Here is a 26,052-nt window from a genome sequence, read left to right as displayed (position 1 = left end):
CCAGTCCGCCCCGGGGGCGCGTGGAAGGGGCCGCTCCGTGCGTGGCAGGGTGGAGATCACTTCCGGGGGCCGAGCCCCCGCCCCGCGTTGTCGGACAGGAGTCGCGTGCCATGACCGAACTGCCGAAGTCGACCGGTGCCCCGGCCCACCAGAACGTCACCTTCCCCAGTGGCGGGAGCACCGCGCACGGCTACCTGGCGCTGCCGCCGTCCGGTCGCGGACCGGGTGTCATCGTCATCCAGGAGTGGTGGGGGCTGACCGACCACATCGCCGACGTGGCCGACCGGCTCGCGCAGGAGGGTTTCGTCGCCCTGGCCCCCGACCTCTACGGCGGGAACGTGGCGCACGAGAGCGAGGAGGCCCTGCGGATGATGCGGGACCTGCCGGTCTCCCGCGGTGTGGAGCTGCTCTCGGGTGCCGTCGACCATCTGCTGTCGCTTCCGGAGGTCACGTGCGACACGGTCGGCGCGGTCGGCTTCTGCATGGGTGGCGGCTTCGTCCTGTACCTGGCGGCGGCAGACCCGCGGGTGAGCGCCGCCGTGCCGTTCTACGGCGTCATCCAGGGCGACCTGCCCGATTTCACTCGGCTCGAGGCACAGGTCCTGGGACACTTCGGTGAACTCGACCAGAGCATCCCGAGGCAGACCGTGGACCGGCTGGCCGACGCCGTCCGGCAGCAGTCGGGCGGTGAGCCCGACTTCCGCTTCTACCCGGCCGACCACGCCTTCTTCAACGACGGCCGCCCTGTGTACGACGCCGAGTCGGCCGCCCGTGCCTGGGCGAGCACCGTGCCCTTCCTGCGTGAGCGGCTGGGATGAGCGTCCGCTCCTCGGACGAGGTCGTGATCGTGCGCGGGCCGGGCCGGGCCCTTCCCGCAGAGAACGGACTGTCCGGGTTGTTGGCGGCCTACCATCTGCGGACGGAGGCCGAGAAGGGTGCGGCCGTCGCCGACGTGGACGGGCTGCCGGACCGCTACCGGGCCGAGATCGCGGACCCGCGCACCGCGTTCGCCGACGATGCCGTGCTGGTGGCCATGAGCGGGGGCAGCGCCGTGGGCTGTCTGGTGGTGACCGCCCCCGCAGGTGGGCGGTCGGAGATCAAGAGGCTCTGGACGGACCCGGCACTCCGGGGCCGGGGCATCGCGTCCGGCCTGCTCGACGCCGCGCTCGCGCATGCCGCCGAGCGCGGCGTGGGTGTCCTGCGGCTGTCGGTGTGGGTCTGGCGGACCGGGGCCGTCGCCCTGTACGAACGGTTCGGCTTCGCCGTCACCGAGTCCTGGGACGAGCGGGATCAGCTGGTGTGCATGGAACGCGCCGTGTGAGGGCTTCCGACCGGACGTTGACGGCCGCGACGAGAGAACCGGCAACTCGTGGCGGACCGTGGGACGTCAGTGCGGAGCGCGGGTCCGTGCGCCTTCCTGTCCGCGCTCAGGCCCGTGCACCGGGGTACAGCACGGCGAAGAGCCCCTGGGCGCGGGTTCCGTCCGGGAGCTGCCAGGGACCGGCGACATGGCCGACGGCGCCCGGCGGCGGGACGGGGGTGCCGTTGGGGGCGGGCCGCAGAACCCGGCACAGGCGCAGGGTCGCGCCCTGGCCGAGGGACAGCTCGGTGCCCTCCTCGTCGTCGGTGGCGGTGGCGGTGGCGGTGGCGGTGGCGGTGGGGTGAGCGGACGGTGAGGGGATGTCACCCGCGCAGGAGCGGACCACGTCCCGGTCAGGGGTGTCGGTCTCGCTCTGGGCCTGCGCCTGCGCGCTCCCACCGATCAGCGCGAGCAGCCGGTCCGCCAGCACCGGGTCCTGGCAGCCGTCGTAGGCCCAGCGGGGTCCCAGCACCCCGTGCTCCATGGTGCCGACAAGGGCGTGCTCGGCACCCTCCAGCGGGGCGCCCCGGTAGGTGAGCGGCACGAGATAGGCGGACGGGTGGGGGCCGGAGGTGTCGGTGGCCACCATGAACTCGATGCCGACCTCGCCCCGCGGGTCGTCCAGCCGGAATCCGCCGGCCTTGGCGAGCCGGGGTCCGTCGGGGTCGCCGGTGTACCAGGGGCGGGTGGGCAGCCAGGCTGTGAGCAGTTCGAGCTTGGTCGGCTTCAGAGTGGTGCGGTGGATGACGGCCATGCCGAGGCTCTCTTTCCGTCCGGCGGATGCGGGGTTCACACTCTCGCATCCGCATGCGGACGGTAGCGTCCCCGGCATGAGGATCACCGAGCCTTCCCGCACCCCGGAGCAGCGCAAGCAGGACGTACTGGCCCGTCTGGAACGGGAGTCGGACGTCTGGGTGGCCTCGGCCGACGCCGGAGGGCTGCCGTGTCTGGTCGCCCTGTGGTTCGTGTGGGACGGGGAAGCGGTGTGGGTGTCCACGCGCCTGACCAATCCCACGGGCCGCAATCTGCGCGACGGCGGCCGGGCCCGGCTGGCGTTCGGGGACACCCAGGACGTCGTCCTCCTCGACGGCGACGTGCGGACGTTCGAGGGGCGGGCCGTGCCGCACGCGGCCGTCGAGGCGTTCGTGGCCAGGACGGGCTGGGATCCGCGTGCGGACAGCGCGTCGTACGCCTTCTTCCGCATCCGGCCGCACACCGTGCAGGCCTACCACGGGGAGCACGAGATGCGGGGACGGCATCTCATGCGGTCCGGCGAGTGGGTGGTCTGACCCCCGGGTGGGCCTTGGGGTACAGCGCGTGGCGGGTGGGAGTCCAGCTCAACCCGCCTTGCGGTGCAGCGCGTCGAGGGCGGGAGTCCAGCTCAACCCGCCTTGCGGTGCAGCGCGTCGAGGGCGGCCAGCTCCTCGCCTGTGAGGCGGAGCGCGCCGGCGGCGACGTTCTCGACGAGATGGTCCGGGTTGCCGGTGCCGGGGATGGCCAGGACGTGCGGGCCCTGATGGAGGGTCCAGGCGATCCTGACCTGGGCGGGACTGACGTCGTGGGCGCGGGCGACGGCGAGCACCTGCTCGTCGTGGGCCGTGGTCGCACCCTGCGCCCCGGCGTCGCCGGCCACGGCGAAGAACGGCACGAAGGCGATGCCCTGTTCGCCGCACAGGCGCAGGACCTCGTCGGTGGCGGGGTCGTGGAGGTCGAGCCCGAACCGGTTCTGCACGCACACCACGGGCGCGATGGCCTGCGCCTCGGCGAGGTGGCGGGGTTCGACCCCGGAGATGCCGAGGTGCCGGATCAACCCCGCCTCGCGCAGCTCGGCGAGGGCGCCGAAGTGCTCGGCGACGGAGTCCTGCCGCATACGGCGGAGGTTGACGACGTCGAGGTGGTCACGGCCGAGCTGACGCAGGTTCTCCTCGACGTGTCCGCGCAGTTGGTCGGGGCGGGCCGAAGTGCCCCACTCCCCCGAGTAGTCGCGGAACGGACCGACCTTCGTGACGATCAGGAGGTCGTCGGGGTACGGCGCGAGGGCGCTGTTGATGAGCTCGTTGGCCGAGCGCAGGGCGGAGAAGTAGAAGGCGGCCGTGTCGATGTGGTTCACGCCGAGCTCGACCGCCTTGCGCAGGACGGCGGTTGCGCGCTCTCGGTCGCTCGGTGTGCCGTGGTGGAAGGCCGCGCTGCCTGTCAGCCGCATCGCGCCGAAGCCGACGCGGCTGACGGTGTGGTCGCCCAGTCTCCAGGTGCCCGCGGCGCCCGCAGTGATCGTTTCGGTGGTCATCGGCGGATGATGACACGGCCCGCCGCAGCGCCTCGGACACTTTGCGAACTCCTGAACGACACTCAGAACGACACTCAGCAGTACAGATTGCCGCCCGGTGACACCCCGAGGATCTGCGAGAACTGCTGGTACTTGGACACCCGGCTCTGCACCTGCGCCGGGTTCTTGCCGTCGCACTCCAGGGAGCCGTTGATGCTGCGGATGGTCTGCCCGAAGCCGGCGCCGTTCACCATGGCGTTGTGCGGGGTCATCGTGCCGGGTCCGTTCTGCGTGTTCCAGTACCACAGGGCGGTCTTCCAGGCGACGGCCGCGTCGTTCTGCACCAGCCAGGGGTTGTTGAGCAGGTCGATGCCGAGCGCGTCGCCCGCGGCCTTGTAGTTGAAGTTCCAGCTGAGCTGGATCGGGCCGCGGCCGTAGTACGCCGCCTGTCCGGCCGGGCAGCCGTAGGGCCGGCTCCAGTCGCAGTAGTGCGGGTAGTTGGCCGTGTTCTGCTCGACCACGTGCACCAGTCCGCCGGTCTCGTGGCTGACGTTGGCGAGGAAGGCGGCGGCCTCCTGCTTCTTCACCGTGTCGCCGCCGGTGTTGGCGAATCCGGGATAGGCGCCGAGGGCCGCGGTCAGGCCGCTGTACGTGTAGAACGAGTTCCGGCCCGGGAACATCTGGTTGAACTGCGCCTCGCTCACCACGAAGGTGCCGACGGGCGTTCCGGTCCCGCCGCAGGCGTAGGGCTCCCAGTACCAGGTGCTGATCGTCGGGTCGTAGCCCGGGTTGGCGTGCTCGGCGATGTAGGCCTTGCCGTCGGTGTAGCGGACGATGTCGCCGGCCGCGTAGGACCGTCCGGCCACCCAGCCGGGGTAGCTCGAACAGGCGGCGGCGGAGGCGTCGGCGGTGGGCAGGAGTATCGGCACGGCGGTCGCCAGGACGAGTGCGGTCACGGCTGCGGAGATGCGGCGCCTCGACACGGGATCAACTCCTTCGCGGGGCACGGCCGCTCCCGGCCAGGGGCAGCGCGAGGCTGGCCCTGGTGCGCACCTGCCGGTCGGTCGGGCGGGGCTGGGGGCGGCCGTGGTGGGGGGTGGTGAGCCCCACTCAAGCGCTTTGGTATGTACCAGTCAAGGGTGTAGACCAGTTCACTCGTGTCAGCCGTCGGCGGGCCGGGTCCCGCGGGACCCGGCCCGCCGACGGCGCTCGACCGCGCGGTCTCCCGTCTCGCTCAGCCCAGCGGCTTGTCCAGCACTGCCTTGCGGTGGCTGAACGTCTCGATCGAGTAGCGGCCGTGGTAGTTGCCCATGCCGCTCTCCCCCACCCCGCCGAACGGCAGGTCCGAGACGGTCAGATGGGCGAGCGGCAGGCCGTAGCCGAGGCCGCCCGAGGAGGTCTCCTCGGCGATGCGCCGCCGGGTCCCGTCGGACTCCGAGAAGACGTACAGGGCGAGGGGCTTGTCCCGGTCGTTGATGAAGGCGATCGCCTCGTCGAGACCCAAGACCGACACGATCGGCAGGATCGGCCCGAAGATCTCCTCCCGCATGACGGGTGCGTCGGGGTCGACGTCGGCCAGGACGGTGGGCGCGAGGTACTTCGCCGTGCGGTCGCCGACGCCGCCCACGACCACGCGGCCCGAGTCGACCAGGCCCGAGAGGCGGTCGAAGTGGCGCTCGTTGACGATGCGGCCGTACTCGCCGGAGGCCGCCGGGTCGGTGCCGAACAGCGCCTCCACGGCCCGGGCGAGCGCCGGCTCCAGGGCTGCGGCGGTGGCAGGGTCGGTCAGGACGTAGTCGGGGGCGACGCAGGTCTGGCCGGCGTTGAGGAACTTGCCGCGGGCGAGCCGGTCGGCGACCACGTCGAGGTCGGTGTCGCGGTCCACGAACGCCGGGGACTTGCCGCCGAGTTCGAGGGTGACCGGGGTGAGGTGCTCGGCGGCGGCGCGCATCACGATCCGGCCCACCGTGCCGTTGCCGGTGTAGAAGATGTGGTCGAACCGCTCGGCCAGCAGGGCCGTCGTCTCGGGGATACCACCCTCGACCACGGCGACCGCGTCGGTGTCGAGGTGGGCGGGCAGCAGCCGGGCCAGCGCGGCGGAGGTGGCGGGCGCCATCTCGCTCGGCTTGGCGACCACCGCGTTGCCGGCGGCAAGGGCGCCGACCACGGGGGCGAGCAGGAGCTGGGCCGGGTAGTTCCAGGGGGCGATGACGAGGACGACGCCGAGGGGGTCGTACTGCGTCCAGGCCGTCGCGTCGGCGCCCAGGTGCGCCGGGACCGGGGCCGGCTCGGGGCGCAGCCAGTCGGCGAGGTGCTCCAGGGTGTGGTCGATCTCGCGGACGGTGAAGTCGATCTCGGTGCGGTACGCCTCGGTGACGCTCTTGCCGAGGTCGGCCTGGAGGGCGGCGGCCAGGTCCGCGCCGTGGTCCGTGAGCATCTCGCGCAGGCGCCGCAGCTGGGTCATGCGCCATGCGACGGGCTTGGTGCGGCCGGTGCGGAAGGTGGCGCGCAGGCGGGCCACGACGTCGGCGGGCTGCTCGGGGGTGGAGTGGTTCACGGTGCCTCGCTGGTCAAGCGTGGGCGCTTCGGCCCACGGTGCGGTCGGGACGGTCAGGTGTATATGCCAACCATTGAGTGGTGAGATTCATTCCGGACGGATGGAGAACGACGGATGGAAACATCGTCGGCGACCCGGCGCACGGGGACGGCGGCCTGGATCTGCCAGGGCTCCGGGGAGAATCTCCTCCATGACCATCGCCCCGCACCCCCACCCCCTCGTCGTCCGCGCCCGCCGGCTCGCCGACGACCTGCTGGCACCGCACGCCGAACGGGTCGACCAGGAGGGCGTGCCCGTCGGCCACATCGACGCGGTGCGGCGGTCGGGGCTGCTCGGGCTGGGCGCGCCGCGAGAGTACGGCGGTGCGGCGGCGCCCGCCCCGGTGGGCCGGGAGGTCGCGGAGATCCTGGCGGGGGCGTGCTGCTCGACCTGGTTCGTCCAGACCCAGCACCACACGCCCGTGGCGACCCTGACCAGGAGCGAGGGCCCGGTACGGCAACGTCTGCTGGGCCCGCTGGCCCGGGGCGAACTGATGTCCGGGGTCGCCTACGCGCACCTCCGCGCCCACCCACGGACCCCGGTACGGGCCACCCGGGAACGCGGCGGCTGGCGCTTCGACGGAACCGTCCCCTGGTACACCGGCTGGGGCCTGAACGACGTCATGCTCCTCGCCGGGGTGACGGACGACGACGAGGCGCTGTTCGCGTTCACCGAGGCACGGGAGCAGCCGGGCCTCGTCGCGTCGGAGCCGATGCGCCTCGCGGCTCTCACCGCCGCGCGCACGGTGTCACTGGAGCTGGACGGCCTGTGGCTGCCCGAGGAGTCCGTGGCGCTGCGGCAGCCGTACGAGACGTGGGCGGCGGCGGACCGGTTGAAGACGGTGGCCGCCTCTCCCGCGGTGTTCGGCGTCGCCGAGGCCGCACTGGCCCTGCTGGACGCCACGACAGCCGCCCCGCTGCGCTCCCGCCTCGGCGATGTCCGCGACCGCGCGTACGCCCTGGCCGACCACCCCGACCCGGAGGAGCACCGCGCGGAGCGACTCGCCTTGCGCACCCGCGCCCACGAGCTGATGTGCGCGGCCACCACGGCGGCGGTGGTGGCCGGCGGCGGCAGGTCGCTGACCTTGGCCGCCACGCCCCAACGCCTGGCCCGGGAGGCCCTGTTCCTGCTGGTCCAGGGCCAGACCACCCAGTCCCGCACGGCCCACCTGGAGGCGCTGCTCGGCTGACTCCCGCACGGGGCGGCGGGGGGCCCCCGAGCGGCCGCCTCCAAGCGGGTAGCCGCCCCGTGTGACCGAGCGCGTCCGGCTCAACTCGCGAAGGGCACCTGCACGGAGGATGCCGCCCGCGCGCCGTCGGGGTGGCGCCACAGCCCCTCGGCGGCGAGCCTCGGCAGCACCCCCTCCCCGAACCAGTACGCCTCCTCCAGGTGCGGATACCCGGACAGCACGAACTCGTCGATGCCCAGCGCGTGGTACTCCTTGATCCGCTCGGCGACCTCCTCGTGGCTGCCCACCAGCGCGGTCCCGGCCCCGCCGCGCACCAGCCCGATGCCCGCCCACAGGTTGGGGTGGATCTCCAGCCCGTCGCGGCCGGTGCCCCCGTGCAGCGCGAGCATCCGCTGCTGTCCCTCCGACTCGCTGCGGGCGAGCCCGGCCTGCACCGACCGCACGGTCTGAGGGTCGAAGCCCGCCAGCAGACGGTCCGCCTCGGCCCACGCCTGCTCGGAGGTGTCGCGGGTGATGACGTGCAGCCGGATGCCGAACCGCAGGGTGCGCCCCTCCTTCGCCGCGAGCCCTCTGATCCACGCGATCTTCTCGGCGACCTGCGCGGGCGGCTCGCCCCAGGTCAGGTACACGTCGACGTGCCGGGCGGCGACCTCGCCGGCGATCGGTGAGGACCCGCCGAAGTACACCTCCGGGACCGGCTCCGGCACCCGGGCCAGCTTCGCGTCCTCGACCTGGAGATGCTCGCCGCGCAGGTCGACGGTCTTGCCCTCCCACAACGCCCGTACGATCTCGAGGAACTCGCCGGTGCGGCGATACCGCGCGTCCTTGTCGAGGAAGTCGCCGTAAGCCCGCTGTTCGTGACTCTCACCGCCGGTGACGACGTTGAGCAGGAGCCGTCCGCCGGTCTGCCGCTGGAAGGTGGCGGCCATCTGCGCGGCGAGCGTCGGGGAGACGAAGCCGGGCCGGAAGGCGACCAGGAACTTCAGCCGCTCGCTCTGCTGGGCGACCATCGCGGTGGTCAGCCAGGCGTCCTCGCACCAGGCGCCGGTGGGGGTGAGCGCGCCCACGAAGCCCAGGTCCTCGGCGGCGCGGGCGATCTGGCTGAGGTAGGCGACCGTCGGCGGCCGGTCCCGTCCCGAGGCGGTGGCCGGGGTGCCGTGGCCCCCGCCGACGACATGACGGCTGTCGCCGTTGGTGGGGAGGAACCAGTGGAAGGTGAGGGACACGTGCGTGCTCCGTTCGGGAAGGTCGTCGCGGTCGTCTAGAGGAGGCCGTGGCGTGGTGGCCGGGTGCCGTTCAGCACGTACCTGCCGATGTGCTGGACCTTCCACCGGGCCGGGTCGTGCAGGGTGTGGGTCCGGGCGTCGCGCCAATGGCGGTGCAGGTTCAGCGAGTCGAGGGCGGAACGGGTGCCGGCCACCTCGAACAGCGCGCCCGCCACCTCCACGGCGGTCCGAGCGGCGTGCGCCTTCACGGCGGCGACCGCGACGGACGCCTCGGCCGCCGTGTCGTCGGTGAGATCGGCCCGGGCCGCGTCCACGGAGCGTGCGGCCGCGGTGAGGAGGGCCTCGGACGCACGCACCCGGATGGCGAGTTCGCCGAACTGCTGGATCAGCAGCGGGTCCTCGGCGGCCGTCTCGACCCCGCTCTCGAACCACGGCCGGCTCTTGGTGCGGACGAACACCGCGGCCGCGGCCAGGGCTCCTGCCGCGATCCCCGTGTCGATGGCCGCGTGCAGCAACTGGGCCACCGCGCCGTGCAGTTGCGGCCCCCGGAAGGTGAGGTGGTGCGGCAGGACCCGGTCGGCCGGCACCGGTACCGCCTCCAGTCGCACGGTGCCGCTGGCGGTCGTGCGCTGCCCCATGCCGTCCCAGTCGTCGACCACCGTGAGTCCGGGGGCGTTCCCGGGCACGTACGCCACATGCAGGTTGTCGTCCTCGGCACGGGCGAGCACCGGGATCCAGTCGGCGAAGAGGGCGCCGGTGGAGTAGTGCTTGACACCGGTCAGCGTGTACGAGCCGTCGGGGCGGGGTTCCAGGCGGGTGCGGATGTCCTGGACGTGTTTCGTCCCGGCCTCCGACTGGGCGTTGCCGAAGCGCCGCCCGGCGAGGACCTCGCCGAAGAAGAACTCCCTCTGTCGCGCACTGCCCTGACGGGCGATCACGTTGACGTACACGAAGTGGCTCTGCGGGATCTGGGCGAGGCTGGCGTCGGCCGCGGCCAGCAGCCGGAAGACCTCGGCGAGGGTCTCCTGGCGTACGTCCGCTCCCCCGTAGCCGGCGGGCACGGTGACCGCGAGCAGTCCGGATTCGCCGATCCGGTCCAGCTCCGCGCGGGGCAGGCGGCGTTCGGCGTCCCGTTCGCAGGCGGTGGCGCGGAACTCGTCGGCGAGGGCTGCGGCCACGGTCAGGGCCTCGGCGTCGTCGGCGATGACTTTCGCGGTCATGTCCGTCAGCCCGCCGCTGCCAGCACCGGGGTGCGGCCCAGGGCCGTCGAGAACTGGTCGAGGACCTGGGTCAGCGCCTCGATGGCGGTCGGGGTGACGGTGAGGGAGCCGTCGTCGTGGGCGGTGATGTCCTTGTCGAGGGTGAACCAGCCCTGCACGATGTGCGCCGCGCCCATGGAGCTGAGCACCGGGCGCAGGGCGTAGTCGATGGCCAGGACGTGGGCCGTCGTGCCGCCGGTGGCCAGCGGGAGGACGGTCTTGCCGGCGAGGGCGTACTGCGGGAGCAGGTCGAGGAGGGCCTTGAGGACGCCGGAGTAGGCCGCCTTGTAGACGGGTGTGCCGATGACGACGCCGTCGGCGCGCGCGAAGAGCTCGGTGGCCTCGACGATCGCGGGGTGCCGGAAGTCGGCGCCGAGCAGGGCCTCGGCCGGAATGGTGCGCACGTCGAGCGGGATCACCTCGTGGCCGTGGGCGGCGAGGCGGGCGTCGAGGTGGCGCAGGAGCTTGCCGGTGCGGGAGGAGGCGGAGGGACTGCCGGAGACGGACAGGACGGTGGCCATGGGTCCTCTTTCGGGGAGGAGGGGCGCCCGCGCGGGCCGCGGGCGCCCCGGGGAAGGGGTCAGGAGTACCAGGTGGGTTCGGGCAGTTCGCCCTCGAGGACCCACCGGCCGACCTCGCGTCGCTTGTAAGCGACGGGGTCGTGGAGGGTGTGGGTGCGGACGTTGCGCCAGAACCGGTCCAGGCCCTCGGCACTGGCCGTGGAGCGGGCGCCCGTCACCTCGAAGACGCGGCTCGCGATCTCCAGGGAGACGTCGGTGGCGCGGGCCTTGACCGCGGCCACCCGTACCTCGAAGTCACCACGGGTCTGCTCGGTGACCGCGTCGGGGTCGTCGTGCAGTTTCCGCCCCTCGGCGGCGACGGCGTCGGCGAGCGCCTCGACCGCCCAGAGCTTGGCGGTGAGATCGCCGTAGGTGTCGATGACGTACGGCTCGTCGACCGCGCGCTCGTGGCCGCCGTGCAGCCAGGACCGTGCCTTCTCGCGGGTGTAGGTGGCGGCTGTCTCCAGGGCGCCGGCCGCGATGCCGAGGTAGAAGTTGACGAAGACCAGCTGGATGGTGGGGACGTTGAGGGTGTTGTACGTGCGCGGCTGGAACCGCCGGTCGACGTAGCCTGCCGCCGACGACCACGGTGTGCGGACGCCGTCGAGGGTGACGCCGCCGCTCTCGGTGAGGCGCTGGCCGATGTTGTCCCAGTCGTCGTGGAAGGTGAGGCCTTCGGAGTCGGAGGGCACGATCGCGAAGACGTGCTGGTCGGTGCCCTCCAGGACGCCTTCGAGGACGGTGACGTCGGAGACCTTGCTGCCGGTGGAGAAGGACTTGCGGCCGGTGAACAGGAGGTCGTCGCCGTCCTCGGTGACGGTCACGTCCTGGTCGCGGGGATTGACGGCGCCGCCGAAGAACCAGCGGTTGCGGGCGGCCTCGGCCTCGACGTGCTCCCACTGCTCGCGGGTGCCGACCAGGCGGGCCGCCCAGTTCCACAGGTAGTGGTAGCCGAGGAGCTGGCCGATGGAGCCGTCGGCCTTGGCGACCTCGCGGACCACCCGGTAGGCGGTAGGCCAGTCCTGGCCCGCGCCGCCGTGCTCCGTGGGGCCGAGCAGGGTGACCAGGCCGGAGTCCTTGAGCAGTTGGACCTCGGCGTACGGGGTGGCGCCGGCCTTGTCCCGGGCGGCGGCGTCGGTGGCGAGGACGGCGGCGACCTCGGCGGCGCGGGCGATCCAGTCCTCGGCGGTCCGCGGGGCGGGACGGGTCTGCCAGTCGGTGGGCGTGACGGTGCTCATGCGGGGGTGACCTCTTTCGCGGTGGGGTGCGGAAGGCGTGGGGGCGGTCAGGCGGGTACGGGAGCGGAAGCGGGTTCGCCCTCGGGCAGGCGGGCCTCCAGCTCGCGGACGAGGGGCAGCACACGCTTGCCGAAGTACTCGACCTCCTCGTGGTAGTGGAGGAACCCGAGCAGGAAGAGGTCGACGCCGAGCTTCTTGTAGGCCACGATCCGTTCGGCGATCTGTTCCGGGGTGCCGATCAGGCCCGTGCGGAAGCCGTCGTTGTACTGGATCAGGTCCTCGAAGCCGGAGTCCTGCCACATGCCCTTGCCGTCGGCGGTGGACCGTCCCGCCTGCCTGACGGCCGCGCCGAATCCCTCGACCGCCTCGCTGTCGGCCCGCGCGACGATCTCCCGGAGGGTCTCGCGGGCCTCGGCCTCGGTGTCGCGGGCGATGAGGAAGCCGTTGAGGCCGAACTTCGGTGCCGTGCGGCCTGCTTCGGCGGCGGACTTGCGGACGTCCTCGACCTGCTCGGCGACTCCGTCGAAGTCCTTGCCGTTGGAGAAGTACCAGTCGGAGACCCGGCCGGCCATGGCGCGGGCGGCGGTGGAGTTGCCGCCCTGGAAGATCTCCGGGTGGGGGCGGTCGGGTGTGTTGAGCGGCTTGGGCTTGAGCGAGAAGTCGCGCAACCGGTAGAAGTCACCGGCGAGTTCGGTGTGGTCCTCGGTCCAGATCTGTCGCAGGGCTCGGATGAACTCCTCGGAGCGCCGGTAGCGCTCGTCGTGCTCGAGCCAGGGCTCGCCGAGGGCGGTGAACTCGCCCTTGAACCAGCCGGAGACGACGTTGACGGCGAAGCGGCCCTTGGAGAGGTGGTCGGCGGTGGCGCCGAGTTTGGCGAGGACGCCGGGGTGCCACAGGCCGGGGTGGACGGCGGCGATGACCTTCAGGCGCTCGGTGGCGAGCAGCAGGGCGAGGCTGAAGCTGGTCGACTCGTGCTGGTACTCGGCGCCGTAGCTGGCCATGTAGCGGACCTGGCTGAGGGCGTAGTCGAAGCCGTTGTTCTCGGCGAGGACGGCGAGTTCGCGGTTGTAGTCGTATCCCCAGTCGGTGCGCTGCTCGATCTTGCTGGTGACGAGGCCGCCGCTGACATTGGGGACCCAGTAGGCGAATTTGAGGGGCGCTGCGGGCATGCGGAACTCCTGTTGCGGAATTTTGGGTACGCCGAATCCGAAGGGCGTGCGGGATCGCCGAATTCACGGAGAGAAGTGGCGAGAACACGGCACACGGCTGTCCGACGACAGGCGCGGCACGGAAAAGGAGACGGCGGCGGATCGGTGGGATCAGGCCGCGGAGCAACAGGAGGCGCTGGAGACGCGCGCGAGGTCGACATGGCGTCGCCGCGTGAGGTCCAGTCGCATCTTCATGCCGTCGATGGTGGCAGTCGGCCGCGAGGGCAGTCAAGGAGAACCCGACCGGTCTCGTATCGCGGACCATTGAATTTCACGAGCGTGTGACAGGGAAACCCTTGAACGTTCCGCGAATTCGGCCGCATTCTTCTGGGGTGCGGACCGAACAACTGGAATACATAGCGGCGGTGACCCGGCTCGGTTCCCTGCGCCGTGCCGCGGAGGAACTGCGCCTGTCGCAGCCCGCGTTGAGCGAGACCGTGCGGAACCTGGAGCGGGAGCTGGGGGTCGATCTCCTGGAGCGCAAGCGGTCCGGGGCGACGATGAGCGCGGAGGGCCGGGAGCTGCTGCCGCACATCGTGGGCGTGCTGGAGGCGGTGGACCGGCTGCGGGCCGCGGCCGACGAGCGGCACCGTGTCAGCCGGATGGTGCGCGTCGGTACGGTGAACGCGGCGACGGTGCCGCTGCTCGTCCCGGTGGTCCGCGCCTTCCGCGCGGCGCATCCGGTGACCCAGGTCGAGGTGGTGGCGGCGCAGCAGTCGGACATCCACCGGGCGCTGTCCGAGGGCGGTCTCGACCTGGGCCTGGTGAACCACCTGGACGGTGACGACGTGCCCGCCGGCTTCGAGTCCACCCGGCTCCTGTGCGGCCGGCCGGTGGTGTGCGTGCGCCCCGACAGTCCGCTGGCGTCCCGGCCGACGGTGACGGTGGACGACCTGCTGGCCGAGCCGCTGATCGCGATGCGCTCCGGTTACGTCATGCACCGCTATGTCCACCGTCTGCTGGACGGGCGCACCCCGTCGTTCTCGTACTCCACCGACGGCGCCGAGATGGGCAAGCTGATGGTGGCCGAAGGTCTCGGCGTGACGGTCCTGCCGGACTTCAGCGTGGCCGGGGATCCGCTGGAGCGGCTCGGCACGATCACCTACCGTCCGCTCGCGGGCGACACGCCACGGGTACTGCTGATGCTGCAACGCCGTAGGGCCGAGTCGGTGCCGCGGGCGGCGCAGGACCTGTACGAGGTGTTCCTGCGTCTGGCGCGGGAACTGGGCGGGACTCCCGGCGAGCGCTGAGAGTCCCGTACGGCTTCAGGCGGCGTGCTGTTCCTCGTCGTGCACCGGGACCACGACGAGGAACGCGTCGGACTTCAGGTCCATGACGACCCGCGCCGGCTCACCCTCGGCGCGGCGCGCCGCCGCGTATTCCTCCGCCGGCCACGATCCGCGCGGAGCTCCCGCAGGAAACCGCTCCAACACCTTCGCGCCCATAGCGGCAGCACCTCCAGGTAGGACTTCTGACTGCGTACGCCAGCTCTCGTACAGTGCACCTGCCCGCGAAGGGCGCGGGCATGTCAGGCCCGTGGCCGTTTCACGCCGAGCCGGCTGGGCCACCAGGCGACGGCCCCCGCGTCCCGGACGAGGGCGGGAACCAGCAGCGAGCGCACCACGAGCGTGTCGAGCAGCACTCCGAAGGCGACGATGAAGGCTGTCTGCGCGAGGAACGCCAGCGGGATCACGCCAAGCGCGGCGAAGGTGGCGGCGAGCACCACGCCGGCCGAGGTGATCACCCCGCCCGTGGTGACCAGACCGCGCAACACGCCCTGGCGCACGCCGAGTCGCAGCGATTCCTCACGGACCCGCGACATCAGGAAGATGTTGTAGTCGACGCCCAGGGCGACCAGGAAGACGAAGCCGTACAGCGGCACGGACGGGTCGGTGCCGCCGAAGCCGAACACGTACCGGAAGACGAGAGCGGAAACCCCCAGCGTGGCCAGGAAGTTGAGAGCGACGGTGGCCACCAGCAGGGCCGGCATCAGCAGGGACCTCAGCAGCACGGTCAGGATGAGGAAGATGATCACGAGCACCACCGGCACGATGAGGGTGCGGTCCCGCTCGGCCGTGCGCAGGGTGTCGTACCGCTGGGCGGTGTAGCCGCCGACCAGGGCGTCGGCCTCGGGCACCTCGTGCAGGGCGGTCCGCAGCCGGGCCACCGTGTCCTTCGCGGCGTCACTGTCGGCGACGAAGCTCAGGGTCACGTCGATCCGCACCCGCCCGTCGACCACGAGCGGTTCACCGCCGGGGCGGCCGGAGTCGGTCACGCCCGCCGCGGAGGCGACGCCGTCGGTGTCGCGGGCGGCCGCCACGACCCGGTCCACTGTGTCGGCGTTCGCGATGACCACGGTGGGATTGCCCGACCCGCCGGGGAAGTGGTCCGCCAGCGTGCGCTGTGCCGCGACGGACGGGGCGTCGTTAACGAAGGTCTCGTCGAGCGGGACGCCCCGGGAGGCGAGCGTGGGGGCGAACGCGGCGCAGGCCAGCAGGGCGGCGAGCGCGACCGCCCACACCCTGCGCGGGGCCCGGTCGACCAGTTCGGCGACGCGCTGCCACACCCCGTCGCCGGCGCCGCGTCCGTCGGCGGGCCGGGGCTTGGCCGGCCAGTACGCGGCGCGGCCGAGCAGGACGAGGACGGCCGGCAGGAAGGTCAGCGAGCTGAGTACCGCGCAGGCGATGCCGATCGCGCCGACCGGCCCGAGCGCCCGGTTGTTGGTCAGGTCGCTGAGCAGAAGGGCGAGCAGGCCGAGGGCCACCGTCGCCGCACTGGCCACCACCGCGCCCCAGGACTGCCTGAGCGCGGCCCGCACGGCGAGGTACCGGTCGGACCGCAGGGCCAGTTCCTCCCGGTAGCGGGCGGTGAGCAGCAGGGCGTAGTCGGTGGCGGCGCCGATCACGAGGATGGAGAGGATTCCCTGGACCTGTCCGTCCACCCGTACGATCTCGCGGTCGGCCAGGGCGTAGACGATGGCGCAGGCAAGGCCCAGCGCGAAGACAGCGCCGAGGATGATCACGAGGGGCAGCAGCAGGCTGCGGTAGACCAGCAGCAGGATGACCAGGACGGTGGCCAGGGCCACGGCCAGCAGCAGTCCGTCGATGCCGGCGAAGGCGTCGGACAGGTCTGCCTGACTGGCGGCCGGCCCGGCCAGCCGGACCGTGGTGCCCGGCACGGCCTCGGCGGCGCTCCGGATCCGGTCGAGGGCGTCGGGGAGGCGGTCGCCGAGGTCGGGCCGGAGCTGGACCACGCCCTGGAGTGCCGCTCCGTCCCGCGAAAGGAGCGCGGGCGACACCTCGCCCACCACTCCCGGGGTCCCGCCGAGGGACGCGAGCGCGCGGTCGGCCGCGTCCCGCAGGCCTGTGACGCGGCCGTCGCCGTCGGCGGTCCAGACGACGATCGCCGGCAGTGTCTCCTCCTGCCGGAAGGCGCGCTGCTCGTCGATCACCTCGGTGGACTCGGCGCTGCGGGGCAGGAAGGCGGCCTGGTCGTTGGTCGCGACCTCACCGAGTCTCCCCGCGAAGGGGCCGAGGGCGCCGCCGATCCCGAGCCAGAGGAGCAGCAGCAGGACGGGAACGAGGCGGCGGGCCGCCCGGGGGCTCGGACGGGGCGTGGTGGGCATCTCTCTCCAGCTGGTATCTCAATGAAAAACAATCTCAATGATTGAGATATATCTCGGGCCGATCGTAAGGGACAGCCCCTCTTCCCCGAACGGCCGGTCGCCGGATGCGGCGGGACGCACCCGAATTCCCGGGAACCGGATGCGTGCGGGTGGTCAGTGCCCGGCGGACCTCATGGCGGAGAGCTCCTCGTTCATCGCGCCCAGGAAGCGCACCACCACGGCCAGTTCAGCCTCGGTGAAGCGGGTACGGGCGGACTCGGTCGCGTTCGCGAGCGGTCGGAAGTGGCTGCGCGCCGCGGACCGGGCATCGTCCGCGTAGTACAGGTGGACGACCCTGCGGTCGGCGCTCTCGCGTACGCGGCGGATGTGACCGGCGCGTTCGAGCCGGTCGACGCAGGCCGTCACGGCACCGGAGGTCAGCCCGAGGTGCTCGCGCAGCCGGCCGGGCGTCATGGGTTCCTCGGCGTCGAGGATCGCGGCGAGCGCCTGGACGTCCGTCGCGTGCAGTCCCTGCTCCCCGGCGAACCCGTGGACCAGCCGGTTGATCTCGCCGTTCATCCGGCGCAGCTGGACGGCGAAGTGCTGGAGGTCGGTCGGTGCCGGGGCCCCCGGCGGCTTCCGCTCCCCCGTGCGCTGCGTCCGTTCGTCTGCTGTGGCCACGCGATCAGCCTATAGAAGCCCGCGCATCCGGTTGGCCCCGCGCGAGGGAAGAGATCACTGGGAGAGGAACGGCACCGACGGAACGAGGGAACGAGGCCAGATGGACACGGACGACTCCCGGCCGGGACCGCGCTGCCTGGTGACCGGCGCCACGGGCTACGTCGGTGGGCGGCTCGTCCCGGAGCTGCTGGCCGCGGGGCACCGGGTGCGCTGTCTGGCCCGCTCGCCCGGGAAACTGCGCGACCACCCCTGGGCGGGCGACGTGGAGGTGGCACGGGGGGACGTCACCGACGCGACGTCGGTCGCCGAGGCCCTTCGGGACGTCGACGTCGCCTACTACCTGGTGCACGCGCTGGGCACGGGCGGCGACTTCGAGGACACCGACCGGGCGGCGGCGCGGATCTTCGGCGAGCAGGCCCGGGCCGCCGGGGTGCGCCGGATCGTCTACCTCGGCGGCCTGACGCCCGCGGGCGTGCCCGAGGCCGAGCTGTCGCCGCATCTGCGCTCACGCGCCGAGGTGGGCCGCATCCTGCTGGACTCGGGCGTGCCGACGACCGTGCTGCGGGCCGCGGTGGTCATCGGCTCGGGTTCGGCGTCCTTCGAGATGCTGCGCCACCTCACCGAACGTCTGCCGGTGATGGTCACCCCGAGCTGGGTGCACACCCGGATCCAGCCGGTGGCCGTACGGGACGTGCTGCGCGCCCTGGTCGGCAGCGCCCGCATGCCGGACGATGTGAACCGGACGTTCGACATCGGCGGACCCGACGTCCTGACCTACCGGGACATGATGGCGAGGTACGCCGTCGTCGCCGGCCTTCCGCGGCGCGTGATCATCTCGGTGCCGCTCCTCACCCCGGGGCTCTCCAGCCACTGGGTGGGGCTGGTGACGCCGGTCCCGGCGGCGATCGCCCGGCCGCTCACCGAGTCGCTGCGCCACGAGGTGGTGTGCCACGAGCACGACATCGCCCGGTACGTGCCCGCCCCGCCCGGACATCCGCTCGGTTTCGAGGAGGCCGTCCGGCTGGCGCTGCGGCGCGTCCGGGACGCCGACGTCGCCACCCGCTGGTCGTCGGCGTCGGTGCCCGGCGCGCCGAGCGATCCGCTGCCCACCGACCCCGCCTGGGCGGGCGGCAGCCTGTACACGGATCACCGGGAGCTGACCGTGGAGGCCTCCAGGGACGCCCTGTGGCGGGTGATCGAGGGGATCGGCGGGGACAACGGCTGGTACTCCTTCCCGCTCGCGTGGGCGGTGCGCGGCTGGCTGGACCGGCTGGTGGGCGGAGTCGGACTGCGCCGGGGACGCCGGGACGCGGCCCACCTGCGGGCGGGGGACTCGCTGGACTTCTGGCGGGTCGAGGAGATCGAGCCCGGGAGGTTGCTGCGGCTGCGGGCGGAGATGCGGCTGCCGGGACTGGCCTGGCTGGAGATGTGCGCCGAGACGGACGACAGCGCCGACGGCGAGGTCCGCACACGCTATCGCCAACGGGCCCTGTTCCATCCGCACGGTCTGCTGGGGCACCTCTACTGGTGGAGCGTCTCGCCCTTCCACGCCGTCGTGTTCGGCGGCATGGCCCGCAACATCGCGAAAGCGGCGGCACGGGCACCGCTCGCGCGCACGGGGCGGAGGGAAACGGCTCGCTGACCACCGCATCCAGGAGGGCGTCCGCGACCGAAGCACATCCCTGTAGACCTCGCTTGTCCCGTTCCCCACCGGAGTGCGCCTCATGAACGTCTCGGTCGTCCTGTTCACCTCCGACCTGCGGCTGCACGACCACCCGCCGCTGCGGGCAGCCGGGGACGGGGGCCGCCAGGTGGTGCCCCTGTTCGTGCGGGACCGGGCCGTGGACCTGGCCGGGTTCGCCGCCGCCAATCGGCTCGCCTTCCTCTCCGACTGTCTGCGGGACCTCGACGCCGGACTGCGCGAGCGGGGTGGCCGGCTCGTGATGCGCAGCGGGGACGTGGTCGACCAGGTGTGCAGGGTCGCCGCCGAGGCGGACGCCGACGAGGTCCACATGGCGGCCGAGGTCAGCGCGTTCGCGCGGCGCCGCGAGGAACGGCTGCGGCCGGCCCTGGAGGCAGAGGGGCGCCGGCTCCACGTCCACGACACGGTGACCACGGCGGTCGCACCGGGAGCGGTCACCCCGGCGTCCGCCGACCACTTCGCCGTGTTCACCCCGTACTTCCGCCAGTGGTCCGCCCAGCATCTGCGCGACACCCTCGCCGCACCCCGTGCCGTACGCGTGCCGGACGGTGTCGGATCCGAGCGGCTTCCCGCCCGCGGCGACGTCCAGGGGGTGTCGGAGGGGCTGGCGTCCGGTGGAGAGCGGGAGGGCAGGGACCGTCTGACGGCCTGGCTGGGTGGCGGCGTCGCCGCCTACGAGGACCGGCACGACGACCTCGCCGGTGACGCCACCTCGCGACTGTCGCCGCATCTGCACTTCGGCACCCTCTCCCCCGTCGAACTGGTCCACCGGGCACGCCTGGCCGGCACCCCGGGCGCCGAGGCCTTCGTACGGCAGCTCGCCTGGCGCGACTTCCACCGGCAGGTCCTCGCGGCACGCCCCGGTGCCGCCACCGCCGACTACCGCACCAAGCACGACCGCTGGCGCTCCGCACGCTCGGCCCGCGAGGACATCGAGGCCTGGAAGGAGGGCCGCACCGGCTACCCGGTGATCGACGCGGGGATGCGCCAACTGCGCCACGAGGGCTGGATGCACAACCGCGCCCGCCTGCTCACCGCCTGTTTCCTCGCCAAGACGCTCTACGTCGACTGGCGGATCGGCGCCCGGCACTTCCTCGATCTGCTGGTCGACGGCGACCTGGCCAACAACCAGCTCAACTGGCAGTGGGTGGCCGGCACCGGCACGGACACCCGCCCCAACCGGGTCCTCAACCCGATCACCCAGGCCAAGCGGCATGACCCCGACGGGGTGTACGTGCGGCGCTGGGTTCCCGAACTCGAGGGCGTCGAGGCCCCGTCGGTGCACGAGCCCTGGAAGCTCCAGGGCCTGGACCGGGCCACGCTCGACTACCCGGACCCGATCATCGACCTGCCCGACGGACTGGCGCGCTTCAGGCAGGCTCGCGAGCGAGGCTGAGGCGCGGCCCGTCCTTCACGGCGCCACCGCCCCGTACACGCTCGCCAGGGTGTCGAGGGCGTCCTTCAGTCCCGTCGGCCGCGACATCCCGGGCGCGGGGCGGCCCGCCCAGCCGGGGCCGGCCAGCATGACCAGGGGCTGTCTGCGTGCGCCCTTCACCCCCCATCGCGTGTCGGCGACCTGCCGGGCGAGCACGGGAGTGGCCGCGGAACGGGCCTGTGCCCACAGGACCACCGCCGACGGCCCCAGCCGCCGGACCGCCGCCGTCAACGCCTCGGCGGGCACCGCGGCGCCGAACATCCGGGTCGGCAGCCGTAGTTCGTTCAGTCCTGCGTTCAGGGCCTCGATCGCCAGGGTGTGCTGTTCGCCGGGCACGCAGGCCAGCATCACGGGTCCGGCGGCGGCGAGGGCTTCGGGCGCGTCCGGGGAAGCGACCCTGCGCAGGGTGGTAGACACGTGCCAGGACAGGAGGTGCTCCACCTCGATGTACCGGTCGCCGGACGACGCCCACTTGCGCCCCACCGCGTGCAGGGTCGGCACCATCACCTCCTGCCAGGCGATTACGATTCCGTGCTGCTCGACGGCGGCCGCCAACCGCTCCCCCACCGCCGGGGCGTCCAGCCGTACGGCGGCACGCGCCAGACCGCGGCACTCCTGACGTACGTTGCCCAGCGGCAGGGCGCCCGCAGCGTGGGAGGCCCGGGCCCGCACCGGGCGCCCCGCCGGCGCGGGTGGCGCGGTGCCGTCGGGGAGACCGCCCGCGCTCTGTCTCGCGTGACGGGCCGCCTCGGCCGGCGGCACCCCCGACGAGGCCAGCCGGCACATCGTCTCCACCATCAGCACGTCCCGCGGCGTCCACCGGCGGTGCCTGCCGTCGGCCCTGACCGCCGGACCGATGCCGTATCTGCGGTCCCAGGACCGGAGCGTGGTGGGGGAAACCCCCAGTCTGCGCGCGAGAGCCCCGGTGGTGACGGCCGCCCCCGGCACCTCGTCCCCCTTCTGCTCGAACTCGTCCATACGTCGACTATACGACGCAGAATCGATGCGAGTTGAGAAGCGCGTCCGACGGCTCGCACGATGACGGCACCCGAACCGAGGAGTCGTCACCATGAGGCCGCAGCCGACCTGGGAGTCGCTCACCGACGAGGAACTGGCCCGCGGACTGACGTCCGGCGACGAGGCCTGCCTCGAAGCCGCCTATCGCCGGTGGTCGTCCCTGGTGCACACCCTGGCCCAGCGCTCGCTGGGCGACGCGAAGGAGGCCGAGGACGTCACCCAGCAGGTGTTTCTCGGCGTGTGGCGCGGACGTGCGGGCTACCGCCCCGAACGCGGCACGCCGGCCGGGTGGATCGTCGGCATCACCAAGCGCAAGATCGCGGACGCCCTGTCCGCACGGTCCCGCCGCACCGAACTCGTCACCTCGGCCGGCTCCGCACTCCTGCTGGCCGACCCCGACCGCGGGCGCCCCGAGGCGGCCGTCGACCGGGTCCTGGTACGCAGTGCGCTGGCCGGGCTGCCACAGCCCCAGCAACGGGTGCTGCGCCTCACCTTCTACGAGGACCTCAGCCAGACCCAGATCGCGGAGCGCACCGGTTGGCCCCTGGGCACGGTGAAAAGCCATGCGCGGCGCGGTCTGCTGCGGCTGCGGACCCATGTCGTCGCCTCCGAACCGGGCCGGCACGTGGACGCCTGATCCTCCGTTCCACCTCTACACATAAAGGGCGAATAAGCGCAGAATGAGCTTTACGCGGCGCTTACCGCATACCGCACAGCCGCGGTCTGGCCCAGTGAGTCGAAGGAGACGAGTCATGGCCAACGTCTCGCCCACCAGAGGTGACATCACCAGCCACCCTGACGCACCCGAAATGCGGGACCGCTACGCCCGCATGCTCGGCGGTCGTGATGTGGCGCTCGTGGACGGACCGGTGTTCCTGCTCGGTCTGTACTGCGCCGTATCCCCGTGGATAGTCCACTACACGACGAGCCAGCCCGACCTCGTGGTCCACAACCTGATCGTGGGCATAGCGATCGGTCTGCTGGCCCTCGGGTTCACCCAGACCCCGGACCGCATGTACGGCCTGAGCTGGGCCATGTGCGCGCTGGGCGTATGGATGGTCGTCTCGCCGTGGATCGTCGGCGACGGCCCGGACGCCGGAGTCATCTGGAACAACATCATCATCGGCGCCCTCGCCGTGATCCTGGGCCTGATGTGCATCGGTACGGCGGCGAAGAGCGCCCCCAGGCCGTAGACACCCGCACGGAAGGACGGACGCGGACACCGGCCGGTCCCGCACCCGCGCGGACCGGCCCCTTCGTGTCCGCTCAGCGGGCGGGCACCTCCCACGGCTCCTGCGGCAGCGGACTGCCGGTCTCCAGCAGCGACTCGAGACGGGACAGCACGGCCGGCCAGCCGCCGGCGACGTCGGCGTGCTCACCCTCGTCGCCGAGGTCCTCGTGGGTCACGCAGTTGCCTACCTGCATGTCAATGCGTTCCTCAACTCGTCCCTCCGGGAGGCGACCCACGTCCAGGCCTCCCGCACCTCGTCGACCGCCCCGGCATCACGCAGAGCGACCATGGCCGACTCCCCGCGGTCCGCACCGGCCTCGATGCCGCGCCGGCAGCGGTCCTGCCACCACAGGACGGTGTCGACCAGCTCGTCGCGCTCGTCGAGGCCGTAGGCGTCGCACACCAGACGCATCCGGCCCGCCGCCCGAGGCACATCGCGCACCGCCGGCCCCAGGTCCAGGTACTGCCAGCAGAGGTGGGCGACGTCGTGAACCCGCTCCCCGGGTGCGGCGAGGTCCCAGTCGACGAACGCCAGCGGCCTCCAGCCGTCGCCGTCCACGGCGTACACGGTGTTCTTCGGGGCCAGGTCGTTGTGGCAGACGACGTCCCGCTCGCCGGCCAACGGGGTGCCGTGGGTCAGATCATGGAAGGCACGGACCAGCCGGGCGATCCGGACCAGGTTCGCGTCGGTGCGGGCAGCGGCCCGTTCGGCGGGCGTCACGGCCGCCTGCCCCGCCAGGTAGTCGAACACGTCCCGGCCCCGCTCGTCCCTCCCCAGGAACCGCGGCGCGCCCCGCCACCCCCGCCGCTCGAACAGCCCGAGCAGGTCTCGCACATAATCCGAGCGGGCCGTCCGCGTACGCCGCACGGTCGCTCCGACCCGTACGACGTCGTTGACGGCACCTCCATGCAGGGGTGTCTCCTCCACCGCGACCTCCTCCGAGTGACACCGCCCCCTTCTCAAACGCGGGCGGAACAGTGAGGGAAAGCGGGGCGGAGTGTCCCGGATTCCCGGGGGCATCCGGATTGGTGCGGGGGTCTTGGGAAGAGGGTGGAGATGGAGATCGACGGCATCATCAGTGCCATCGTGATCGGCATCGTCATCGGTGTCCTGGGCCGGCTCGTGGTCCCCGGGCGCCAGCGCATCGGGATTCTGTGGACGATCGCCGTCGGCATCATTGCCGCGCTGATCGGCTCGGCGATCGCGGGCGCGTTCGACGTGGCCGACACCGAGGGCCCGGACTGGATCGAGTGGCTCATCCAGATCGGCCTCGCCGCGCTGGGCGTGGCCGCACTGGACCGGTCGAAGGCACGTCGCTGAGGCGAGCCGACGACACGGCGGCGGCGAACGTAGCCAGCCGCACGTGACACGAGGCGCGCCCCGCGCATGCGGGGCGCGCCTCACACTGTCGGCGGGCCCCGCACACCGGGAGAACGATGCGAAGCGCCCGCCCGCGCAGTGCTGGTGACTCCCCCGCCGCCCCGAAGAATTCCGTTGCCGTCCGCACGTCACGACGGCTACCTTCGGCCGCTCGCGCCCGACCCGACCGTGACGGAGCCCCGTTGACCCCGCGCATCATCCCGCTCGCCGATCCCGAGACCGGTGTCTCCAGTCGTCGTCTGGCCTGGCTGGCCGCCGGACCCGACGGGGCTCCGACGGGGTCCGCCTTCCTCCGGCTCTTCACCCGGGAGGGGCAGGAACACCTCGCCGAGCTGGAGATCGCGGTGCACGGCGCGGAGCGGCGCGGTGGCGTCGGCACCCGGCTCCTGGACGCCGCCGTGGCGGCGGCACGGGCGGACGGGCGCCGCTCGGTCCTCGCGCAGGCCGAGCACGGCTCCGCCGCCGACGCGTTCCTGGCGGCGCGGGGCTTTCGCCGCGTGCTGGGACTGACGTACGCCAGACTGCCGCTGGCCGGCGCCAACCTGGCGGCGATCGGCCGGCTGGCCGAACTCCCTTGCCCGGGCTACCGGTTGACGGAGTGGGACGGCACCGTGCCGGACGAGCTGGCGCTGTCGTACGCCGAGTCCCGGCGGGCCATGGACGACATGCCGATGGAGGGCACCGACTACGGCACGGTGGTCTGGGACGTGGAGCGGGTGGTCGCCGCGGCCGAGGCCGTCGCCCGGCGCGGGGAACTGCTGCACACCGTGGCCGCCGTGGACGTGTCCGACGGGTCGGTGGTCGGGTTCTCCGAGCTCGTGGTCCCCGGGGACGGCCGGGGCGACGGACAGCACTACGGTACGGCGGTGCTCCCCGGACACCGCGGCCACGGACTCGCCCGCCGGATGAAGGCGGCCTCGATCCTCCGGGCCCGCGCACGGCACCCCGAACTGGCCGGACTGTGCACCGACACGGCCGACAGCAACGCGCCCATGCGCGCGGTGAACGAGGCGCTCGGTTACGCACCGACGCACCGCGCCGTGGAGTACCAGCTGGACCTGTAGACGGGTCGGCGGGCGGTCGCACGGCGCCCGCGTCACCGCTGGGCGAGCCACGCCTCGTACCAGGTCGCGGTGGCGTCGAGCGCCTTTCATCTCCGCGTACTCCACCCTGAACTGCCCGTCGAACGGCCCGCAGGCGCGGTGCGCCGGCAGGACGGCGACGTCGAGCGGCCGGCCGGTCCCCTTTTCGGTCATGGTGTGGATCTCACGGGTGCCCGGACACCGCGCCTACGGCACGTACACGTACGGCGTCGTCGTGGTCAGCGGCTGGAAGCCGAGCCGTTCCAGGATGGGGCGGCTCTGGCTGGAGGCGTCGACCTGGAGGTAGCGGTAGCCGCGCTCCGCGGCCGCGTGGGCCCGCTGGGCGACCAGGGCACGGTAGATGCCGCGGCCTCGCCAGGCCTCGACGGTGCCGCCGCCCCAGAGGCCGGCGAAGCGGGTGCCGGGGACGAGTTCCATGCGGGCTGCGCTGACCGGCGTGTCCCCGGCGAGCGCCACGACCGCGACGACGGTGTCCGGGTCGGCCGTCAGCCGGGCCAGCAACTGCTGACGCAGCCGGGAGCTGTCGGTGCCGAACGCCTTCTCGTGGACGTCCGCCACGAGGTCGACGCCCGCACGGTCGACGGCCGGAAGGAAGCGGATGCCCTCGGGCGGCTCGGCGTCGAGCACCAGGTCGGAGACCTCGGCGATCATCAGGGTCTCCTCGGCTTCGGGCGTGAACCCCGCGGCCGCGAGCCGGGGGCCGAGGTCCGCCGGCAGGTCGTGCCCGTAGAGCTTCCACTCGAAGTCGAGGCCCAGCCCGGAGTAGTGGGCGATCTGCTCGGCGATCACCGCGCCGGCGCTCGCCGGATCCAGGTCGGACCAGACCACACCGTTCCAGCCGTGTGACGCGGCGACCTGGCGGACCACGCGTCCCACCCGCTCGATCCCGGCGTCGGGGCCGTCCGGCTGCGCCCCTTCACGCATGTCCCGGTCGTACAGGGCGAGCACCGCTTCATGATCCATGCGGCCACTCCAGCATCCGGGCCCGCCCGGGGG

The 26,052-nt window shown here is 72.5% G+C and carries 28 protein-coding genes; 11 read left to right on the top strand and 17 right to left on the bottom strand.

The window, feature by feature from the left end; translation table 11 throughout:
* The first annotated feature begins 110 nt into the window (after positions 1 to 110).
* Both AQJ84_RS09470 and AQJ84_RS09465 read left to right on the top strand, forming a co-directional pair.
* On the top strand, positions 111 to 818 hold the full coding sequence (locus tag AQJ84_RS09470; protein ID WP_030045488.1) for a dienelactone hydrolase family protein: 708 nt from the start codon (positions 111 to 113) through the stop codon (positions 816 to 818).
* Positions 815 to 1,321 carry a GNAT family N-acetyltransferase gene (locus AQJ84_RS09465; RefSeq protein WP_030045487.1) on the top strand — a complete coding sequence of 169 codons (507 nt, stop codon included), beginning with the start codon at positions 815 to 817 and terminating at the stop codon, positions 1,319 to 1,321. The genes AQJ84_RS09470 and AQJ84_RS09465 overlap by 4 nt, the downstream gene beginning before the upstream one ends.
* 106 nt (positions 1,322 to 1,427) lie before the next feature.
* Here the strand turns inward: AQJ84_RS09465 and AQJ84_RS09460 are convergent, their stop codons facing one another.
* Positions 1,428 to 2,114, bottom strand: a complete 687-nt coding sequence (locus tag AQJ84_RS09460) for a maltokinase N-terminal cap-like domain-containing protein (RefSeq protein ID WP_030045486.1) — start codon at positions 2,112 to 2,114, stop codon at positions 1,428 to 1,430.
* A gap of 76 nt (positions 2,115 to 2,190) precedes the next feature.
* Here AQJ84_RS09460 and AQJ84_RS09455 point away from each other — a divergent pair, with 76 nt between their 5' ends.
* Positions 2,191 to 2,649: a pyridoxamine 5'-phosphate oxidase family protein gene (locus AQJ84_RS09455; RefSeq protein WP_030045485.1), complete on the top strand. Its 459-nt coding sequence runs from the start codon at positions 2,191 to 2,193 to the stop codon at positions 2,647 to 2,649.
* 92 nt (positions 2,650 to 2,741) lie between these two features.
* On the opposite strand, the gene AQJ84_RS09450 is transcribed toward AQJ84_RS09455, so the two are convergent.
* From AQJ84_RS09450 to AQJ84_RS09440, 3 genes are all read right to left on the bottom strand, one after another.
* Positions 2,742 to 3,647 (bottom strand): aldo/keto reductase, encoded by a 906-nt coding sequence (locus AQJ84_RS09450; protein ID WP_030045484.1) that lies wholly within the window; start codon positions 3,645 to 3,647, stop codon positions 2,742 to 2,744.
* A gap of 74 nt (positions 3,648 to 3,721) precedes the next feature.
* A complete protein-coding gene (locus tag AQJ84_RS09445; protein ID WP_030045483.1) occupies positions 3,722 to 4,609 on the bottom strand; it encodes a glycoside hydrolase family 19 protein in 888 nt (295 codons plus the stop codon).
* Positions 4,610 to 4,860: 251 nt separating this feature from the next.
* Positions 4,861 to 6,183 (bottom strand): aldehyde dehydrogenase family protein, encoded by a 1,323-nt coding sequence (locus tag AQJ84_RS09440; RefSeq protein WP_053190152.1) that lies wholly within the window; start codon positions 6,181 to 6,183, stop codon positions 4,861 to 4,863.
* Positions 6,184 to 6,373: 190 nt separating this feature from the next.
* On the opposite strand from AQJ84_RS09440, the gene AQJ84_RS09435 reads away from it, so the two are divergent.
* Complete coding sequence (locus tag AQJ84_RS09435; RefSeq protein WP_053190151.1) at positions 6,374 to 7,411, top strand: acyl-CoA dehydrogenase family protein; 1,038 nt, start codon at positions 6,374 to 6,376, stop codon at positions 7,409 to 7,411.
* 80 nt (positions 7,412 to 7,491) lie between these two features.
* Here AQJ84_RS09435 and AQJ84_RS09430 read toward each other — a convergent pair whose 3' ends face one another.
* The 6 genes from AQJ84_RS09430 to AQJ84_RS45090 all read right to left on the bottom strand — a co-directional run bounded on the left by AQJ84_RS09430 (position 7,492) and on the right by AQJ84_RS45090 (position 13,091).
* Positions 7,492 to 8,637 (bottom strand): LLM class flavin-dependent oxidoreductase, encoded by a 1,146-nt coding sequence (locus AQJ84_RS09430; RefSeq protein WP_030045768.1) that lies wholly within the window; start codon positions 8,635 to 8,637, stop codon positions 7,492 to 7,494.
* A gap of 35 nt (positions 8,638 to 8,672) precedes the next feature.
* Positions 8,673 to 9,857, bottom strand: a complete 1,185-nt coding sequence (locus tag AQJ84_RS09425) for an SfnB family sulfur acquisition oxidoreductase (protein WP_053190150.1) — start codon at positions 9,855 to 9,857, stop codon at positions 8,673 to 8,675.
* Positions 9,858 to 9,862: 5 nt separating this feature from the next.
* Positions 9,863 to 10,417, bottom strand: a complete 555-nt coding sequence (ssuE, locus tag AQJ84_RS09420) for an NADPH-dependent FMN reductase (RefSeq protein ID WP_030045765.1) — start codon at positions 10,415 to 10,417, stop codon at positions 9,863 to 9,865.
* A gap of 59 nt (positions 10,418 to 10,476) precedes the next feature.
* Positions 10,477 to 11,694: an acyl-CoA dehydrogenase family protein gene (locus tag AQJ84_RS09415; RefSeq protein ID WP_053190149.1), complete on the bottom strand. Its 1,218-nt coding sequence runs from the start codon at positions 11,692 to 11,694 to the stop codon at positions 10,477 to 10,479.
* Between the two features lie 47 nt (positions 11,695 to 11,741).
* The gene (sfnG, locus tag AQJ84_RS09410; protein ID WP_030045763.1) at positions 11,742 to 12,863 is read right to left on the bottom strand and encodes a dimethylsulfone monooxygenase SfnG; all 1,122 of its coding nucleotides are present in this window, start codon (positions 12,861 to 12,863) and stop codon (positions 11,742 to 11,744) included.
* A gap of 150 nt (positions 12,864 to 13,013) precedes the next feature.
* Entirely contained in the window at positions 13,014 to 13,091 is a 78-nt protein-coding gene (locus tag AQJ84_RS45090; RefSeq protein ID WP_353962189.1) for a putative leader peptide, read from the bottom strand.
* A gap of 143 nt (positions 13,092 to 13,234) precedes the next feature.
* Here AQJ84_RS45090 and AQJ84_RS09405 point away from each other — a divergent pair, with 143 nt between their 5' ends.
* A complete protein-coding gene (locus tag AQJ84_RS09405; RefSeq protein WP_053190148.1) occupies positions 13,235 to 14,152 on the top strand; it encodes a LysR family transcriptional regulator in 918 nt (305 codons plus the stop codon).
* Positions 14,153 to 14,167: 15 nt separating this feature from the next.
* Here the strand turns inward: AQJ84_RS09405 and AQJ84_RS09400 are convergent, their stop codons facing one another.
* The 3 genes from AQJ84_RS09400 to AQJ84_RS09390 form a co-directional block, all read right to left on the bottom strand.
* Positions 14,168 to 14,347, bottom strand: coding sequence for a hypothetical protein (locus tag AQJ84_RS09400; RefSeq protein ID WP_030045762.1), 180 nt, complete (start codon positions 14,345 to 14,347; stop codon positions 14,168 to 14,170).
* An 83-nt stretch (positions 14,348 to 14,430) separates the two neighbouring features.
* Entirely contained in the window at positions 14,431 to 16,527 is a 2,097-nt protein-coding gene (locus tag AQJ84_RS09395; RefSeq protein WP_053190147.1) for an MMPL family transporter, read from the bottom strand.
* 153 nt (positions 16,528 to 16,680) lie between these two features.
* Positions 16,681 to 17,187, bottom strand: a complete 507-nt coding sequence (locus AQJ84_RS09390) for a MarR family winged helix-turn-helix transcriptional regulator (RefSeq protein ID WP_030045758.1) — start codon at positions 17,185 to 17,187, stop codon at positions 16,681 to 16,683.
* 100 nt (positions 17,188 to 17,287) lie between these two features.
* Here AQJ84_RS09390 and AQJ84_RS09385 point away from each other — a divergent pair, with 100 nt between their 5' ends.
* The gene (locus tag AQJ84_RS09385) at positions 17,288 to 18,829 is read left to right on the top strand and encodes an SDR family oxidoreductase (RefSeq protein WP_030045757.1); all 1,542 of its coding nucleotides are present in this window, start codon (positions 17,288 to 17,290) and stop codon (positions 18,827 to 18,829) included.
* 82 nt (positions 18,830 to 18,911) lie between these two features.
* A complete protein-coding gene (locus AQJ84_RS09380) occupies positions 18,912 to 20,285 on the top strand; it encodes a cryptochrome/photolyase family protein (RefSeq protein ID WP_053190146.1) in 1,374 nt (457 codons plus the stop codon).
* 15 nt (positions 20,286 to 20,300) lie between these two features.
* Here the strand turns inward: AQJ84_RS09380 and AQJ84_RS09375 are convergent, their stop codons facing one another.
* Positions 20,301 to 21,302 carry a MerR family transcriptional regulator gene (locus tag AQJ84_RS09375; protein ID WP_030042605.1) on the bottom strand — a complete coding sequence of 334 codons (1,002 nt, stop codon included), beginning with the start codon at positions 21,300 to 21,302 and terminating at the stop codon, positions 20,301 to 20,303.
* A gap of 91 nt (positions 21,303 to 21,393) precedes the next feature.
* Between AQJ84_RS09375 and AQJ84_RS09370 the strand changes: the two genes are divergently transcribed.
* Positions 21,394 to 21,978, top strand: coding sequence for a sigma-70 family RNA polymerase sigma factor (locus tag AQJ84_RS09370; protein WP_030042607.1), 585 nt, complete (start codon positions 21,394 to 21,396; stop codon positions 21,976 to 21,978).
* 115 nt (positions 21,979 to 22,093) lie between these two features.
* Positions 22,094 to 22,534: an SPW repeat protein gene (locus AQJ84_RS09365; RefSeq protein WP_030042608.1), complete on the top strand. Its 441-nt coding sequence runs from the start codon at positions 22,094 to 22,096 to the stop codon at positions 22,532 to 22,534.
* A 73-nt stretch (positions 22,535 to 22,607) separates the two neighbouring features.
* Here the strand turns inward: AQJ84_RS09365 and AQJ84_RS40730 are convergent, their stop codons facing one another.
* The gene (locus AQJ84_RS40730; protein WP_259294263.1) at positions 22,608 to 22,766 is read right to left on the bottom strand and encodes an SRPBCC family protein; all 159 of its coding nucleotides are present in this window, start codon (positions 22,764 to 22,766) and stop codon (positions 22,608 to 22,610) included.
* Positions 22,757 to 23,500, bottom strand: coding sequence for a phosphotransferase (locus tag AQJ84_RS09360; protein WP_030042609.1), 744 nt, complete (start codon positions 23,498 to 23,500; stop codon positions 22,757 to 22,759). The genes AQJ84_RS40730 and AQJ84_RS09360 overlap by 10 nt, the downstream gene beginning before the upstream one ends.
* 129 nt (positions 23,501 to 23,629) lie before the next feature.
* Here AQJ84_RS09360 and AQJ84_RS09355 point away from each other — a divergent pair, with 129 nt between their 5' ends.
* Both AQJ84_RS09355 and AQJ84_RS09350 read left to right on the top strand, forming a co-directional pair.
* A complete protein-coding gene (locus AQJ84_RS09355) occupies positions 23,630 to 23,893 on the top strand; it encodes a GlsB/YeaQ/YmgE family stress response membrane protein (RefSeq protein ID WP_030042610.1) in 264 nt (87 codons plus the stop codon).
* A 242-nt stretch (positions 23,894 to 24,135) separates the two neighbouring features.
* Positions 24,136 to 25,017 carry a GNAT family N-acetyltransferase gene (locus AQJ84_RS09350; protein WP_030042611.1) on the top strand — a complete coding sequence of 294 codons (882 nt, stop codon included), beginning with the start codon at positions 24,136 to 24,138 and terminating at the stop codon, positions 25,015 to 25,017.
* A gap of 225 nt (positions 25,018 to 25,242) precedes the next feature.
* Here the strand turns inward: AQJ84_RS09350 and AQJ84_RS09345 are convergent, their stop codons facing one another.
* Positions 25,243 to 26,019: a GNAT family N-acetyltransferase gene (locus AQJ84_RS09345; protein WP_053190145.1), complete on the bottom strand. Its 777-nt coding sequence runs from the start codon at positions 26,017 to 26,019 to the stop codon at positions 25,243 to 25,245.
* Positions 26,020 to 26,052 lie beyond the last annotated feature (33 nt).

Origin of the sequence: Streptomyces resistomycificus, assembly GCF_001514265.1 — a bacterium.
In the GTDB taxonomy this organism is placed as follows: Bacteria; Actinomycetota; Actinomycetes; order Streptomycetales; family Streptomycetaceae; genus Streptomyces; species Streptomyces resistomycificus.
Note: the sequence above shows the minus strand (reverse complement) of the source record. Positions and strands in the feature narration are given on the sequence as shown.